The organism is Desulforhabdus amnigena (assembly GCF_027925305.1).
GTDB classification, from domain to species: Bacteria; Desulfobacterota; Syntrophobacteria; order Syntrophobacterales; family Syntrophobacteraceae; genus Desulforhabdus; species Desulforhabdus amnigena.
In genome coordinates, this window is the sequence record NZ_BSDR01000001.1 from 4,386,304 (window position 1) to 4,403,496 (window position 17,193).

The window sequence follows — 17,193 nt, forward strand, 5'->3', positions numbered from 1 at the left end:
AAAGACGGAGCAAATAAAGAATTTCATTTGACAGTCTTTCTCTGTGCCCTTTGTTTCTCCGTGGTTCGAATGAAATCTGACAATGTCAAGTTATGAAGCCTATCAGATAGGAGGAAATGTGGGTCAAGACCTGATGATCGTTCTCGGTGTCTTCGTGGGCTCCGCGGTGTTGTTTGCAAGCAATCGCATTCGTAATGACGTTGTGGCAATTATGGTTTTGCTTGCCCTGATGTTGACGGGGGTTTTGACGGTCTCCGAATCTCTCGCCGGTTTCAGCGATCCAGTGGTCATGGTGACCATCGCCATGTTCATCCTGGGCGAGGCCATGGTGAATACCGGTATTGCTCAGAAGACGGGGGAGGCCGTGCTGAAAGCGGGCCGCGGCAGCGAAACCCGTTTGATCGGTCTTCTGATGATCGCCACAGGAGGAATCGGGGCTTTCATGAGCTCCACCGCCGTAGTGGCACTCTTCATTCCTGTCGCCCTCACCGTTGCCGCCAAGGCCGGCCTGAACCCTAAACGGATGCTGATGCCGCTTTCCGTCGCTGGCCTCGTCAGCGGCATGATGACCCTCATCGCCACCGCCCCCAACCTGGTTGTCGACAATGCCCTCAGGGTGCACGGTTTGGCTCCACTGGGCTTCTTCAGTTTCACCCCTTTTGCCATCGCCGTTCTCGCGGTCGCCGTGACTTACATGCTGTTCATGGGGAGGCGAATGCTCTCCCGGGAGGTCCGTGCCGAAGGTGGTCCCCGGGGTACGACCATGGCGGACTTGATCAAGAGCTACGGCCTTGTGGATCGGGTCCATCGACTACTGGTTCCCGCAGACTCACCGCTCATAGATCGCGCCGTAGCACGCATGAAGTTGAGGATAGACTATGGGATCAATCTCATCGGATTCGAGAAACACCACCTCCGCAGACGCATCCTGATGCCCCCCGCGCCGGATACGGTGTTCGAAGCGGGCGACCAGATTTTCGTGGTGGCCGATGAAGGGGATCTGAGGCATTTCAAGGAGGCGTTGGGATTGACACACCTGACGCTGCTAGGGGAGTTGGGACAGCGGGAGGTGGTGGAGGAAATAGGCCTGGCCGAGATCATGCTTACCCCGGAATCCAAACTGATCGGCCAAACGCTGGAAGAGATCCAATTTCACGCCCACTACAATTTAACAGTGCTTGCCGTACGTCGGCGCGGAAAGCCCCTGATTGCCGATCTCGCCCATCTCCCGCTGGATTTCGGAGACGCTTTGCTCGTCTCTGGAAGCTGGTCCGATATCTTGAGACTGCGCAAAGAAAGAGAGCACATTGTCGTGCTCACGCTTCCGGAAGAATTCCATGCTCTGGCACCCGCCCGCCAGCGGGCTCCGCTGGCTCTCGCCATTCTGGCGGCCATGGTTGCCGTCATGGCGTTCAGGCTTCTTCCCAATGTCGCCGCTGCGCTGCTGGCAGCCTTCGCTTTAGTGGCTACCCGCTGTGTCAAGCTGGACGCGGTTTATCGCGTCATTGGCTGGCAGGCTGTGGTCCTCATGGGCGCCATTCTGCCACTCGCAACCGCATTCAACAAGACAGGTGCAACCCGTTACATCTCCACCAGTCTCGTCGATTCTCTGGGCAGCCTGGGGCCCCCGACCATGTTGGCGGCAGTGTTTCTCATCACTACGGCCACCGGTTTTTTCATATCCAATACCGCTACAGCGGTGCTTATCGCACCCATCGCCATCGAGGCGGCACTGACGGTCGGTGTTCCGCCGCAAGCCTTTGCCATGACCGTGGCTATCGCCTGCTCAGCCGCTTATGCGACACCTGTCTCATCGCCCGTCAATACGTTGGTCCTGGATCCGGGCGGCTATACCTTCATGGACTTCGTCAAGGTAGGGCTTCCCCTCCAGTTGCTGACCCTGGTCGTTACAGTGGCTCTTGCCCGGTTGCTTTTCTCTTTTTGAATCGTGGGACATTGTCACATCAACTCCCATGGCCTGATGAGTCACAACGAAAAATGAAAAATGGACAAAGAGATACAAGGCAATAGGGAAAGCGGGAAACGTTCTTGAAAAGCGATGTTATCATGAGCCATGAGCCATGAAGCATGAGCCTTTTTTTCATATAAACCACAGAGACACGGAGGACATGGAGAAAGATCCTCGTCCTCCCACTCACGCCATGCTCCCCAATGCCTTGCGAAAACGGCCGAGAGACAGGCTGAAGAGGATGGCGCCGATGGCGGCCAGAGCGGCGAACTGCGGCCATACGACCTCCAGCCCCGCACCGCGGTAGAGGATGGCCTGGGCGAGCATGACGAAATGGGTGTTGGGCGCTCCCAGCATGAGGAACTGCACCAGGTCGGGCATGCTTTCCCTGGGTGTGATACTGCCCGAGAGCATCTGCAGGGGCAGAAGCACCAGCATCAGCAGCAGTCCGAACTGGGGCATGGAGCGTGCGATGGTGCCGAGGAAAATTCCCATGGAGGTTGTGGCGAAAAGATGGAGGGCTGTGCCGGCCAGGAAAAGCATGAGCGAGCCCTCGATGGGCACCGATAAAAGCCCCTGGACGACGAAGACCAGCGAAAGGGCCGTGGCGGAAAGCACCACCAGGGCCATGGTCCACACTTTGCTCATCATGATCTCGAAAGGGGTGACGGGCATCACCAGCAGATGCTCGATGGTTCCATGCTCGCGCTCGCGAATCAGGGCGGCTCCGGTGAGCACGATGGCGAGCATGGTGACATTGTTGATCACCTCCATGACTGCGCCGAACCAGGATTTTTTGAGCGATGGGTTGAACCTGACCCGCAGTTCGAGATCCACCGGCGATGCGGCCGCCGCTCTGTGCCCCTGAAGGAAGGCGTTGACCTCGCCGCTGACTATTGTCTGGATGTACCTGCTGCCGGTAAAGGCCTGGCTCATGCGTGTGGCATCGACATTGAGCTGGATGGTGGGCCGGCGGCCGGCCAGCACATCGCGCTGGAAATCCGGCGGAATGTCGAGGGCGAAGGTGTAGAGCCCGGTGTCCATGCCGGCATCCATCTCGGACCGGGAGATCAGCACGGGTGGGATGAAATAGGGTAGATAGAAGGCTGAGACAATCCGGTTGGAGAGATGCGAATGGTCCTCGTCCACGATGGCGATGGGCGCCTTGTTGAGAGTTTCCGGCATGGCCGTGGCGGCTGAGTAGACTCCAGCGGTAAAAACATAGACGATCAGCACGAGCATGATCGGGTCGCGGATGAGGCTGCGCAGTTCCTTGATGCCCAGGTGCAGGATATTGGAGAACCGCACGATCAACGCTCCTGTTTTTTCAGCAGCACGGTGCTCAGAGCGATCAACACCGGAACGGCGATGGCCAGGGGAATGAACGATGCGTAGAGGTCGGAAAAACTCAGTGATTTGGAGAATGCGCCGCGCGAAATGATCAGGAAATGGGTGGTGGGATAGATTTTGCCGATCAGTCCTCCCACTCCCTCTAGAGACGATACGGGATCGATCATCCCCGAGAACTGTTTTGCCGGCAGGATGGTCAGTACGGCAGTGCCGAAAAGCGCGGCAATCTGGCTCCGCATGAAGGTCGAAATCAACAGGCCGAAGGCAGTGGCCGCCATGACATACAGCAGGGCCCCGGTCGTCAAGGTGGGGAAGCTTCCCTTCACGGGGACTCGGAAGACAGTGACGGCGAGCAGCACCAGGAACAGAAAACTGAGCATGGCCAGCGCCACATAGGGAATCTGCTTGCCGAGCAGGAATTCCAGGCGGGTGACGGGAGTGACGTAAAGATTGACGATGGAGCCGAGCTCCTTCTCGCGTACTACGGAAAGCGCGGCCAGAACGGCCGGAATCAGCATGAGCAGCAGCGGGATCACCGCCGGCACCATGGCGGGCAGGCTCTTGACGTCGGGGTTGTAGCGGAAGCGTGTCTCGATGTTGGCTGGCCCCGCCACTGCATCCGAACCCAGCGCCTCGGCGGTGCGTGTGGTCAGCCAGTGTGTGTGCATGCCCTGCACATAGCCGCGCACGGTCTCGGCGCGAGTGGGCATGGCACCGTCGATCCATGCCCCCACCGCCACGGGATCTCCCCGTGCGATGTCCCGTCCGAACCCGGGGGGGATCTCGATGGCCAGGCTGATCTCGCCTGCGCGCATGCGGCGGTCCAATTCCTCGTAGTCGGTGATTGGTGCTTTTTCGACGAAATAGCGCGACCCTGCCAGGTTGAGCGTGTAGTCTCGGCTGATGCCGGTCTGGTCGCGGTCCAGCATCGCGAAAGAGAGATCCTCCACATCCATGTTGATGCCAAAACCCATCACCAACATCAAAATCGCGCTGCCCAGCAAGGCCAGGGTCAGTCGTATCGGGTCCCGGAGCAGTTGCAGCCCTTCGAGCCGGGTGTAGCTGAAGAGGCGGCGCAAACTGAATTTCGATGCTGTTTGTCCGAAAGCCAACGATCCGTTATGCCCGCTCATCTTTGACAGGGGGGCGGAAATCCGTCCACGACCTGGATTTCCGCCGGGAGCTTGCGGGAATGACGACCTGGAGGAGGACAGCCCAGTTTCCGGTAAGTCCCGGCGTTTTTCAGACAGTTTCCGGTCTTTTGCAGCAGCCTCTTCCAGGTAGGCGATGAAGGCCTCCTCCAGCGTTTGCGAGCCGCGCTTTGCTCTCAACCCCTCCGGGGTATCGCTCACCAGCACGCGTCCGGCATGCATCAACGAGATGCGGTCGCATCGCTCCGCCTCGTTCATGAAATGGGTGGAGATGAAAATGGTGACTTTGTCCCGGCGCGCCAGGTCGATCATGATCTGCCAGAAGGCGTCGCGCGCCACGGGGTCGACCCCGGAAGTCGGCTCATCGAGGATCAGTATCTCCGGTCCGTGGATCATGGCCACGGCCAGCGACAGCCGCTGGCGGACGCCGAGTGGCAGCGCATCGGGCAAAGCGTCCATGACATCCGAGAGGCCGAAGCGTTCCGACATCTCTCTCATGCGGGCGGGAATTTTCTCGACAGGCATGCGGAAAAGCCGGGCGTGCAGCTCCAGGTTTTGCCGGACAGTGAGCTCCGAGTAGAGCGAAAAGGCCTGAGACATGTAGCCCACGCGGCGGCGGGTGTCGAGGTCGCGCGGGTCCACGGGGCGGCCGAACAACCAGGCCTGCCCCTCACTGGCCGGCAGCAGCCCCGTCAGCATTTTCATGGTCGTGGTTTTGCCGCAGCCGTTGGAGCCGAGGAAACCGAAGATTTCGCCACGGCCGATGCGAAAGCTCACGTGGTCGACGGCGATGAAATCCCCGAAGCGCATGGTGAGATCGCGCGCCTCGATGGCGATGTCGGATTCTTCACCTTCTTCGCGAGGGGGAATGTGCACCGGCTGGTAGCCTTCGCGCTTTTCCCGGGGCAGCAGGGCGATGAAGGCTTCTTCGAGCGTGGTTGTGCCGGTGTTTTGGAGCAGTTCCCGAGGGGCTCCGGTCGCCAGCACCCGGCCGCCGTCCATTGCCACCAGCCAGTCGAAGCTGAAGGCCTCCTCCATGTAGGCCGTGGCGACCACAACACTCATACCGGGCCGGGCGGCCCGGATCTGCTCGATGAGTTCCCAGAACTGGCGCCGCGACAGGGGATCGACGCCAGTGGTGGGCTCGTCGAGGATCAGGAGGTCGGGGTCGTGGATGAGGGCGCAGCAAAGTCCGAGTTTTTGCTTCATGCCGCCAGAGAGCTTGCCCGCGGGCCGCCCTGAAAAAGGGGACAGGCTGGTCGCTTGCAGCAGTTCTCCGATGCGTTGTTCCCGTTCGCTGCGGTCATGGCCGAACAGGCGGCCGAAGAAATCGGCATTCTCGAAGACGGAAAGGGTCGGGTAAAGGTTCTTGCCCAGCCCCTGGGGCATGTAAGCCACGCGTGGGCCTACCAGCCGGCGATGTTCTGCTTCAGCCATGTCGCCGCCCAGCACCTCGATGTGTCCGCTCTGAATCGCGTGGGCTCCGGCAATGAGCGCGAACAGGCTGGACTTGCCGACTCCGTCCGGGCCGATCATGCCGACCATTTTTCCGGCCGGTATATCCAGGTGGATCGCATCCAGCGCCTGCGTCCTGCCGTAGCGCAGGCTTACATTGGAAAGGCGCACCACCGGCGCGGAACCTGCACTGCCGCTCTCTTTATTCTGCATGGTGGTATCAGGCCGGTGTTCATTCATTGCGGCACTTTCACCTGCAGGTGGGCCGGCCACGGGGTCTGCGGATCGAGCCGCACATAGGCCATACCGGGCAGCCCTGTCTTGACGTGCAGGATGTGGGCACGAAGCAGATCAGGAGGGATCTGCGCCTTGATGCGGAACATGAGTTTTTCGCGTTCGCTGGCGGTTTCCACCGTTTTGGGTGTGAACTGCGCCACGCTGGCCACGAAAGAGACATATGCCGGAATGACATACTGGGGGGCCGCATCCAGCACCAGGCGCACTTCCGAGCCCAGCGCCAAACGCCCGGCTGCGGCCGTGGGCAGGAAGAAGGTCATGTAGACATCCTTCAGATCGACCAGGTTCAGCACCCGTCCGCCTGCCCCTACCACTTCACTGAGCTGCGCCACCCGGTACTGCACGCGTCCGTCGCGAGGCGCCTTGAGATCGCTGTCGGCGATGTCGACCCGGATGCGTTCGGCGGTGGCCATTGCGGCCTCAACGGCCGACTGTGCTCCGCTTACTTCCGAACGGGCCGTTGCGATGGCCGCTTCGGCCGCCGCCACCTGGGCCCGCGCGGCGCTGACGGCGGCTTCGTAACTTTGCATGCGAGCTTGATCGTCATCCGCCTCCTGCTTTGAAACGCCGCCTTCACGGGCCAGCGCCGAGGTGCGGGCTGCGCGCTTCCGGGCGGCGTTGAGTTCCGCCTGGCGCTGCACCACCACGGCCTCTGCCGCCGCTTTCTCGCTCTCGCGCTGAGCAAGCCGGCTGCGTGTGGTCGCTACCTCGCTTTGCGCCTGCCGCGCCTGGGCTTCGGCCTGCCGAAGCTGCGCCTGGAGCACCTCCGTATCTATCTGCGCCACCACCTGGCCGGCGGTCACGAAGTCCCCTTCATCGACGAGAATGGCCTTGATCCTCCCCGCCAGCTTGGCCGCCACATTGATCTCTGTGGCTTCGATGCGCCCGTTGCCGCCGACGATGCCCTTGTCGCTTTCCTCGCCCTTGAGGTATTGCCAGGTCGCCAGCGCGGCCATCACAAGGATCACTCCACCCCACGCGGCCCGTCTCAACCATGCTCTGTTCTGAACACTCATTCATGCACTCCCGTCCGCTGGTCATGCGCACAATGAGGTGATGACCTTATATATGAAAAAGGGCTCATGGCTCATGGCTCATGATAACATCGCTTCTCAAGAGCGTTTCCTGCTTCCCCTATTGCCTTGTATCTCCTTGACTTTTTCATTTTTTTTCGGTCACCCAGCGTCCTGGAGGGCTGACTTTTGCTTCGAGCTTCCGGAGGTATTGGCCCAATGCCATGAGGGGGAAGCAGTTGCGGTAGTTGTCATAACGGATGAAGAAATGCTTGGGAAAACCGGTTCCCGTAAAGCAGGTCTCCTCCCAGCTCCCATCGCTTCGCTGTGTATCGACGAGGTACTGCACACCCCGCTTGACCTCGGGGCAGTCTTCCTCTCCGCAGGCCATGAGTCCCATGAGCGCCCACGCGGTCTGAGAAGGCGTGCTTGTTCCCCGGCCGCGCAGATCGGGATTCATGTAGGACTCACAGGTTTCCCCCCAGCCCCCGTCGGGATTCTGATGTGCTTTGAGCCAGCTCACGGCCGCTTGAATGTAGGCGGCCCCAGGATCTTCCCCGATGGCTATGAGGCCTCTCAGTGCCGCCCAGGTGCCGTAGATATAGTTCACTCCCCATCGGCCCCACCAGCTTCCGTCCGGCTCCTGCATCCTGCGGATGAACTGAATACCTCTTTGCGCCTGCGGATGGGTCGGAGGATAGCCGTAATGCCCCATGGCTTCGAGGACTCTGCCCGTCACATCCACGGACGGATAATCCACCATTGCTTCCTGGTCGGCAAATGGGATGCGGTTGAGGATGATCATATCATTGTCGCGATCGAAGGCCCCCCAACCGCCCGAAGAGCTTTGCATGCCAAGACACCACTCCATTCCACGCATCTTCACTTCGTGGAGCTTATCGCATCCGCTCTGACTCGCCCGGTGCAGTGTCGTGAGCACAAAGGCTGAATCGTCCACATCCGGGTAGCGTGTATTGACGAACTCAAAAGCCCATCCGCCTGGCGGACAGCAGCTCTTGACCTGCCAGTCGCCGCCGGTTGTCGTCTGCTTGGAGGCAAGCCACGAGACCGCATTTCTGATGGCCGGGTGTTCCGGGGAAATGCCGGCCTCTATAAGGGCTAGGGTCGTCAAGGTCGTATCCCATACAGGGGAAATGCACGATTGCATACGCAGCCCCTGGTCGTCTTTCAGGCAGAAACCCTTTATGGCGTGCATGCCTTTTACCATCGCCGGATGATCCAGTGGATAACCCAGGTAGTGCAGGGCCAGGATGGAGTAGACCATAGGAGGCTGGATGCCTCCCCAGTCTCCGCTCTCTTCCTGGTGATCGAGAATCCACTTTTCCGCTTCCCGGATAGCCCGGCTTCGCAGCCGGCGGAACGGGCGTTTTTCGAATTCCTTGGCTATGCGGTCGAAAATGAAAAAAAGCTTGTGTACCCACGATTTGAACCGCATGGGAGAGCCGTTCGATGGAAGATAGAGTTCCTGGACATTCTTGCTCTCGGGCAGCGTGTATACCGGCCGGGCAGTGAGGACGATGGAGAGGGGGACGACCGTAGCCCGCGCCCAGCTCGAGAGTTCATAGATGCTGAAATAGAAATGTGAAGGCAGCAAAACCAGCTCGACAGGCATGGAAGGGACCTTCTGCCAATCGTACTGGCCGAAGAGCGCCAGCCAGATTTTCGTGAATACTCGCGACCGCTCGATGCCTCCCCGACGAAGAATAAAGCCGCGGGCCCTGCGAAGCGGTGGCGATTCCGGATCCTCACCCGCCAGCTTGAGTGCGAAATAGGCTTCAATGGTAGTACTGAGGTCTCCTTCGTCGCCGTAGTAGAGTCCCCACGCGCCGTTCTCGTTCTGCTGGCTCAAGAGGTACCGTACTATATCCCGTTCCATCCCGTGATCGGCGCATTCGATCAAACGGAGCAGCAGAAGGTATTCGGCAGTGATCGTGACATTCGATTCCAGTTCGGACCACCAGTACCCTTCCGCATACTGTGTTCGCAGGAAGAAATCACAGGTGCTGTCGACCGCCTTGCGAATCCGGGCGACGCTGGAGCCTTCGATTCCACCGGAATGAAGACATGCCTGCGTGGCTTGCAAACGGATGCGTTCTCCCGCGATCTCTACCGGTCTATCTTTCCAGAAACTATCCTTTCCCTCCGATACTGCCGGTTTGTCCTGTTCAAATTTATTTTTCGACAATATAGCCATGTTTACATTCTCCTTCCGTCAACACGGCTCGCTCATCACGATCTGGATTGTGTTTCGACCTTTTCCCTGATATATACTCCGTTTAACACAATGGTCAATAGGAATTCATCACGATCTGGATTGTGTTTCGACCTTTTCCCTGAGCTGGTTCAAGAGGTCTTTGAAGGGCTTGTTGTTCAGGATGGAAGCGAATTGCTGCCGGTAGTTGTTGACCAGGCTTATACCCTCGATCACCACATCGTAGACCTTCCACTCGGATCCACTGAGAACGAGCCTGTAGTCGATCTCGAAGTCGGGCTCCTTGTCGTTGGCCACACGGGTCTTCACCAGGGCGTATCGGCCTTCGATCTGCTCTCCCTGGTAGAGGGTGCGAGTGGTCGGCGTGGCAGTCGCCTCCACCCGACTTATATAAGTGTTGAAAAGAAGCTGTTTGAAAAGCTGGAGGAATTCTTGCCGCTCCTCTGCGGAGATTTCCTTCCAAGGCCTTCCCAGGGCTCGTTTGGCCATCTCGTCGAAGTCGAAGTATTCCTCGGTGATGGTGAGGATTTCCTCCCTGCGCTGTTGGAGGCTGGGACCACCTCCAAAGAGGGAGCTCTTGATGATCTGCAATCCACGATCCGACCCCGATTGAATCAACTGAAGCGGGGACGAGGAAGCCGCCATGATCGAAGGCGAATACATCACAGAAGTGATCAGCAAAAAGACACCTGCAACAAAACGAAGAATCTGCTTATCCCGATGCATATTCATACCCTTTCATGCAATCTTCATACGTTATTCCGTCCCCCCGCCCAATACTGCGTAAAGCTGCACCTGGTTGGCAAGCCTTGCAAGGCGTATGGAGATGAGCCCCTGCTGTGCGGAGTAGAGAGAGCGCTGCGCATCCAGTACGCTCAGGTAGGTATCGGTCCCTTTCTCATAACGGGCATAGGAGAGCTGGTAGGTTTCGGCGGTGGCCTCCACCAGGGACTGCTGCGCTTCCATTTGATCCCCCACGGTCCCCTTGATGGCAAGCGCATCGGCAACATCCCTGAATGCTCCTTGAATCGCCTTTTCGTATTGATTCTGGGCGATCTCCCTGTCCGTCCTGCTTACCTTGAGCGCCGACCATGTGGCAGGATCGAAAATCGGTAGAGCGATGTTGGCTGCGTAATTCCAGGTATCCGAACCGGCTTTGAAGAGGCCCGACAGGTCGCTGCTTGTGGTGCCTATGGCGGTCGTGAGCGAAATGCGGGGGAAAAAAGCCGCCCGGGCGGCCCCGATATTGGCGTTGGCTGCCTTGAGCAAGCTCTCGGCCTGAAGAATATCCGGGCGATGCAGGAGCACTTCGGATGGCAGGCCGGGTGAGATGTCCGGCAGGGATTTGACGGCGCTCAACCCCTCGGGCAACAGGTCGGGCGGCACAGGCGCGCCCACCAGCAGGTTCAGGGCATTCTCATCTTGAGCCGCCAGTCCGGTGTACCGGGCAACGTCCACCCGCGCCGTATCCACTCTCTGTTGAACCTGTCGAAGGTCCAGCTTGGGCGCGAGTCCCACTTCAAAGCGCCGTTGAATCAAATTGTAGGAGGCCTGCTGGGCTTCGAGGGTGGACTGGGCCAGTTGCAGGTTTTCCCGGTCAGCGGCGAGGGTCAGGTAAGCGTTGGCAACCTCGGATATCAGCAGGATCTGTGCGCTGCGGCGGGCGTGCTCCGTGGCGAAAAATTCCTCCAGGGCCTGCTTTTCCAGGCTCCGGATGCGGCCGAAAAAGTCAATCTCCCAGGAACTGACGCCCAGATTGAGGCTATACTGTTCCACGGTCGATTGAGTGGAATTGGAATTGCCGGTCAAAACGCGCTGCTTGATGGCGTTGCCGGTCGTATCCACCGTTGGTAAAAGTTCGGCGCGCTGGATGCGGTACAATGCGCGAGCCCTCTCCACATTCAATGCTGCTACCCGCAGATCGCGGTTGTTTTCCAGGGCCATGCCGATGATCTCTTGCAGCTTTTCATCGGTGAAGAATTCCCGCCATCGCAGATCGGTGGCGAGAGGAGCATTCGGCATGGCTGAGGTCTCTTTGTAGGCGGAGCCACTCGGCCACTCCCTGGAAACCGGCGCCTCGGGCCGTGTGTATTTCGGGATCATCGTGCAGCCGGTGAGAAAAACGGCCGTTATCGCCAAAAGGGGGAACAACTTCCTTATCATGTCACTGTGCCTCCGATGGGCTTACTGCCTCCGAAACGGGTGCTTCCGTCGGGGAGCCTTTCTTCTTGCCGAACAGTTGAACCACCACCACGTAGAACAGAGGGATGAATGGAGTCGCCAGGAAGGTGGCGGCCATCATTCCACCCAGGACACCGGTGCCGATGGCCGTCTGTGCCCCCGCACCTGCGCCGGTTGCAAGGGCCAGGGGAAGGACGCCGAACCCGAAGGCCAGCGAGGTCATGATGATGGGACGGAGCCTCAATTTCGCCCCTTCCAGCGTGGCCTCGACCAGCCCCATGCCCTCCTTGACCTTATCCATGGCGAACTGAACAATCAAAATGGCGTTTTTGGTCGTGAGTCCCAAAACAGTCAGAAGCCCGATCTGGAAATAGACATCGTTGGGGAATCCACGAAGCGATGCGGCCACAATGCTGCCGATGACTCCCAGCGGAAGAGTCAGCATGATCGAAATGGGCAGGGTCCAGCTCTCGTAGAGCGCCGCCAGGCAGAGAAAAATCACGATCATGGAAAAGGCGTACAGCAGAGGAGCCTGGGACTTTGACATCCGCTCCTGGTAGGAGAGTCCTGTCCAGTCAAACCCGATGTCCTTGGGAAGCTTCGAAGTGATTTCCTCCATGGCCTGCATCGCTTCCCCCGAGCTCTTCCCCGGCGGAGAGGAGCCCCAAATGTTCATCGACGGGAAGGCATTGAAGCGTTCCAGCCGGGGAGACCCATAAGCCCAGCGGCCCGAGGAGAAAGAGGTGAAAGGCGTCATAGTGCCCGCCCCATTGCGCACGTAGAGTTGCTCGATGTCACTTGGCAGCATGCGGTAGGGGGCATCGGCCTGAACGTAGACTCGCTTGACCCGTCCGCCCTGGATGAAGTCGTTGACATAGGCGCTGCCGAAGGCCGCCGAGATGGTGTTGTGGATGGCGTCGATAGGAACGCCCAGGGCACCCGCCTTTTCCCAGTCCACGTCGATGCGGTATTGAGGTACGTCCTCCAGGCCGTTGGGGCGCACGCGGGTCAGTCGCGGGTCCTCTTTGGCCATGCCGAGCAACTGGTTGCGTGCCGCTGTCAATGCCTCGTGGCCGACTCCACCCCGGTCCTGCAACTGGAAGTCGAACCCGCCCGCCTGGCCCAGTTCAACGACTGCCGGCGGTGGAAAGGCGAACACCTGTGCATTGCGAATCTTGGCGAACCTGGCCATGGCGCGCCTTACCAGGGCATCGGCTTTGAGGTCCGGGCGGTTGCGCTCGTCCCAATCCCTGAGCTTGACAAAGGACAACCCGACGTTCTGCCCTGCGCCTGAAAAACCCCGGCCTGCAAGGGTTAAGCAGGTGGCCACCGTTTCCTTTTCATCCTCCAGAAAATAGTCTCGGACCTCGTTCATGACCTGGTCGGTCTGCTCCAGGGTCGAGCCCGCCGGCAGCGTTGCCTGCACGAACACGATACCCTGGTCTTCATCCGGGAGATAGGCGGTGGGCATTCGCTGGAAGAGAAACCCCAGGGCTGCCACCAGGAGAACGTAAATGAGCAGGTAGCGGAGCTTCCTGCCGAGGATATGACCCACCATGGCCTGGAACTTGTCCCGGGCTCTGCGGAACATCCGGTCGAACCACCGAAAAAAGGGGCGGAAAAGGAAGAAGGCGTTGTCCGCGGGTTCATGGCCCTTGGGAATGGGCTTGAGGAGCGATGCGCACAGGACCGGTGTGAGAATGAGGGCCACAAGAACCGAAAGCAGCATGGCGGCAATGACGGTCACCGAAAACTGACGGTAGATGACGCCCGTCGAGCCCGCAAAGAACGCCATGGGGCCGAAAACCGCAGAGAGCACCAGGCCGATTCCGATGAGCGCGCTGGTGATCTCTCCCATGGATTTGCGGGTCGCCTCCTTGGCCGGGAGCCCTTCCTCGTGCATGACCCGCTCCACGTTTTCCACCACGACGATGGCATCGTCCACCAGGAGACCAATGGCGAGCACCATGGCAAACATGGTCAGCATGTTGATGGAAAACCCGAACAGCCCCAGAACGGCGAAGGTCCCCAGGATAACCACGGGTACCGCCATGGTCGGAATCAGGGTGGCCCGGATATTTCCCATGAAAAGATACATGACCAGGAAGACCAGCAGGATCGCTTCGAAGAGGGTTTTCACTACCTCTTCTATGGCCACTTTGACAAAGGGCGTCGTGTCATAGGGATAGATGACCTTCATGCCGGGAGGAAAGTAACCGGACAGTTCCTCCATCTTCGCCCTCACGGCATCGGCGGTATCCAGCGCATTGGCGCCGGCGGCCTGCCGGATGGCCATGGCGGCGCTGGGTTTGCCGTTGAAGAGGGCATTCATTTCGTAGCGCTCGGTGCCCAGTTCCGCACGTCCCACATCCCGCACGCGCACGATGGAGCCGTCCGGATTGATGCGCAGCGGAATGGCTGCGAACTCATCCGGAGTTTTGAGCAGGTTCTGGACGATGATGGAGGCGTTCAGACGCTGGCCTTCCATCGCCGGTGCAGCGCCGAACTGTCCGGCGGAGACCTCGACATTGTAGCTGCGCAGGCGTCCGATGACGTCATCGATCGTCAGCTTGTAATCGTTCAACTTCTCGGGATTGAGCCAGATACGCATGGCGTACTGGGAACCGAAGCTTTCCACTTCCCCCACCCCCGGCACCCGGGCCAGTACCTTCTCGATGTTGGATTGGGCATAGTCCCTCAAGTCGTTTCCATCCATGCTGCCGTCTTCCGACACCAGGCCCACGATGATGAGGTAGTTTCGCGTGGATTTGCTGACTTTGACGCCCTGGCGCTGCACCACGTCGGGCAAACTTGCCATGGCGAGCTGGAGCTTGTTCTGCACCTGGGACCAGGCGAGGTCCGGATCGGTTCCCGGCGTAAAGGTGAGCTCGATCCTCCCCGCGCCGGACGAATCGCTTGTGGCCGACATGTAGAGCAGCTTGTCGAATCCGGTCATTTTTTGTTCGATGATCTGGACCACGCTGTTTTCAACCGTTTCGGCGGAGGCGCCGGGATAGAAGGCGTCAATGGCGATGGAGGGAGGTGCGATGGGAGGATACTGGGAGATGGGCAGATTGTAGATCGCCAGCCCGCCCGCCAACATCATGATGATGGCGATGACCCAGGCAAAAACCGGGCGATCCAGAAAGAAATTCGATAGCATTACACTCCTCCGTTATTTCGCTTGCTCAGGCCGGCTCTTCTTGTTCGGGGCTGCCGTGTCGGCTCTGGGGCCGGCTGAGGCGGCACCGGTTTGCGGCGATTGGGTCGTATCCGCATTCGGGATAGCTTCTGCGGTGGTCTGTTTGTTGTTCAGGGAAACGTCCTTCACGGCGATGCCCGGCCGCACGTTCAGCATGCCTTCGATGATCACGCGGTCTCCGGCGGAGAGGCCCGAAGAGACGAGCCATTGGTTTCCGATGGCTCGATTGAGGGTCAGTATGCGCTGCTGGACCGTGCCGGCCTCATCCACGACCAGCGCGATGGATTCTCCCTTCGGGTTGCGGCTCACCCCTTGCTGAGGGACCAGGATGGCCTGTTCCGCGATCCCTTCCTGCACGACAGCCCGCACGAACATGCCCGGCAGGAGCAGATGTTCTGGGTTGGGGACCACGATGCGCACGGTGTAAGACCCTGTAGCTGGGTCCACCGTGACGTCGCGGAATTGCAGCTTGCCTTCCATGGGATACGGTGTTCCGTCCTCCAGGAGAATACGGACGGATTTCCCGTTTTTCCCATCGGCACTGAGCTGGCCGGTTTCCAGGTTGCGCTTCAGGCGGAGCAGTTCGGCGGACGACTGGGTCACGTCCACGTAAATGGGGTCCAGCTGCTGAATGGTTGCAAGGGATGCCGCCTGATAAGCTGTCACCAGCGCCCCGTCCGTTACGCTGGACTTGCCGATGCGCCCGGAAATGGGGGCGTTGACCTGGGTGTAGCCCAGATTGATGCGGGCCGCCTCAACCTGTGTTTTCCAGTATTCAATCTCGGCTTTGGCCTGTTCCACGGCAGCTGCGGCATCGTCATAGTCCTGCCTGCTGACCGCTTTATCGACGAGCAATTCCTTGTAGCGTTCGGCCCTCGACCGGATGGACGGCAGGTTGGCCTGCGCTTTGCCGAGCGATGCCTTGGCGGAGTCGAGAGCTACCTGAAAGGGAGCGGGATCGATCTGGTAAAGCAGCTGCCCCGCCTTGACATCGGAACCTTCCCTGAACTGGCGCTTCTGGATGATGCCGTTGACCTGCGGCCGGATTTCCGAGACAAGGTAGGGAGACGTACGCCCCGGCAGCTCGGTGGTCAACTCGACCCTCCGCGGCTCGATGGTCACCGTGGCCACTTCCGGGAGTGGGGGGGGAGCCTGCTGCTGTTGCGCATTTCCTTTTTCGCACCCCCCCAGCATAAGAAGGCTCATTAGGGCCGCCAAAGCCAAAGTCCATCTGAGTGGTTCATAATCGCTCTTGTTCAGTTGCATCAAAGACCTCCAGAATATTTGAGTGATGACCGTATTACCTTGAAAACATGGTTCATGGTAAACCGCTCTTCAAGAGCTTCCCTATTGCCTTGGATCTCTTTGCTTTTTTCATTTTTTTGTGATCGCTCCGTCCATGGGGAGGAATCAAAAAACGATGCACGGAATCACGATTCAATCAGTCCTTTGAAAAAGATATCCAGGATGGTATCCGGATCTTCCGGGTAAGGATGCCTCTCGGGCGCATCGAGCCAGAGGAGGAGAAAAGCATCGAGGACGCTGTCGAGAGCTACAGCCAGGGAATAGGGGCTGGAAATTGGCTTGAACCGCTTGTTTTTGATTCCGCTCTCGAAAATCGAGGCGAGCCTTTCCAGGAAACCGTACATGCGTTTTCTCAACTCTTCATCCAGACCCGCCTTGATGTTGAAGCTCGCCCCCTTGCTTTCGGCGAGAAAGAGGCGAACAAAGGGAAGATTGCTGCGAAACCTTTCACCTTTGGTCATGACGTAGTTGCGCAGTTTTTCAACCTCGTCATCCGACGCCTCGATCGCCTGCACCATGACCTTTTCAAATGTGTCGCATTTTTCCAGAACAAGGGCCTTGTAGAGATCCTCTTTGTTCTGGAAGAATTTGTAGAGTGTTCCGATAGCGAACTCAGCCTTCCCGGCGATCTCGTGCATGGAAACATTGTGATATCCCTTCTCGGAAAAAAGATCCAAGGCGGCCGCGAGGATTTCCTGACGTTGTCGCAATTTCTCCCTTTCCCGCCTTGTGAGCTTTTCTTTTTTCATTACTTGACCTCTTTCTGAGCTTTTTATCAAAATTTTATGAATATGACGTCACGTTATGTAATATATCGTCATGATACCTTCGTCAAGAAGAATTCCTCACTCATGACCAGGTACATGTCCACATAAGTGCTTGGAAAAAACTAATTTGTCATGTGTGCTTAAAGCATGCGGGAATAGACGGATTGGAAACGGACTACTTGTTTGCCTGTGTACTGAACGGGTGTTGATCGAGTGAATATGAATACCGGATGGTGTACAAAGTTGAGAAAGACATCCTCCTTCTTGCAC

The 17,193-nt window shown here is 58.5% G+C and carries 10 protein-coding genes; 1 reads left to right on the forward strand and 9 read right to left on the reverse strand.

All coding sequences use genetic code 11. From position 1 onward, the window contains the following. Positions 1 to 82: 82 nt before the first annotated feature. A complete protein-coding gene (locus QMG16_RS18820) occupies positions 83 to 1,945 on the forward strand; it encodes an SLC13 family permease (protein ID WP_281796753.1) in 1,863 nt (620 codons plus the stop codon). 210 nt (positions 1,946 to 2,155) lie between these two features. Here the strand turns inward: QMG16_RS18820 and QMG16_RS18825 are convergent, their stop codons facing one another. The 9 genes from QMG16_RS18825 to QMG16_RS18865 form a co-directional block, all read right to left on the reverse strand. Beyond that, positions 2,156 to 3,277 carry an ABC transporter permease gene (locus tag QMG16_RS18825; protein ID WP_281796755.1) on the reverse strand — a complete coding sequence of 374 codons (1,122 nt, stop codon included), beginning with the start codon at positions 3,275 to 3,277 and terminating at the stop codon, positions 2,156 to 2,158. A 2-nt stretch (positions 3,278 to 3,279) separates the two neighbouring features. Continuing rightward, on the reverse strand, positions 3,280 to 6,165 hold the full coding sequence (rbbA, locus tag QMG16_RS18830) for a ribosome-associated ATPase/putative transporter RbbA (RefSeq protein WP_281796757.1): 2,886 nt from the start codon (positions 6,163 to 6,165) through the stop codon (positions 3,280 to 3,282). Then, positions 6,162 to 7,238: an HlyD family secretion protein gene (locus tag QMG16_RS18835; protein WP_281796759.1), complete on the reverse strand. Its 1,077-nt coding sequence runs from the start codon at positions 7,236 to 7,238 to the stop codon at positions 6,162 to 6,164. The genes rbbA and QMG16_RS18835 overlap by 4 nt, the downstream gene beginning before the upstream one ends. Before the next feature lie 145 nt (positions 7,239 to 7,383). Then, the gene (shc, locus tag QMG16_RS18840; RefSeq protein ID WP_281796762.1) at positions 7,384 to 9,450 is read right to left on the reverse strand and encodes a squalene--hopene cyclase; all 2,067 of its coding nucleotides are present in this window, start codon (positions 9,448 to 9,450) and stop codon (positions 7,384 to 7,386) included. 108 nt (positions 9,451 to 9,558) lie between these two features. After that, on the reverse strand, positions 9,559 to 10,194 hold the full coding sequence (locus QMG16_RS18845) for an MlaC/ttg2D family ABC transporter substrate-binding protein (RefSeq protein WP_281796764.1): 636 nt from the start codon (positions 10,192 to 10,194) through the stop codon (positions 9,559 to 9,561). Positions 10,195 to 10,224: 30 nt separating this feature from the next. Further along, a complete protein-coding gene (locus QMG16_RS18850; protein ID WP_281796767.1) occupies positions 10,225 to 11,631 on the reverse strand; it encodes an efflux transporter outer membrane subunit in 1,407 nt (468 codons plus the stop codon). Between the two features lies 1 nt (position 11,632). Then, positions 11,633 to 14,812 (reverse strand): efflux RND transporter permease subunit, encoded by a 3,180-nt coding sequence (locus QMG16_RS18855; protein ID WP_281796769.1) that lies wholly within the window; start codon positions 14,810 to 14,812, stop codon positions 11,633 to 11,635. 12 nt (positions 14,813 to 14,824) lie between these two features. After that, positions 14,825 to 16,117, reverse strand: coding sequence for an efflux RND transporter periplasmic adaptor subunit (locus QMG16_RS18860; protein ID WP_281796771.1), 1,293 nt, complete (start codon positions 16,115 to 16,117; stop codon positions 14,825 to 14,827). A gap of 164 nt (positions 16,118 to 16,281) precedes the next feature. Further along, positions 16,282 to 16,905, reverse strand: coding sequence for a TetR/AcrR family transcriptional regulator (locus QMG16_RS18865; RefSeq protein ID WP_281796773.1), 624 nt, complete (start codon positions 16,903 to 16,905; stop codon positions 16,282 to 16,284). Between the last annotated feature and the right edge of the window lie 288 nt (positions 16,906 to 17,193).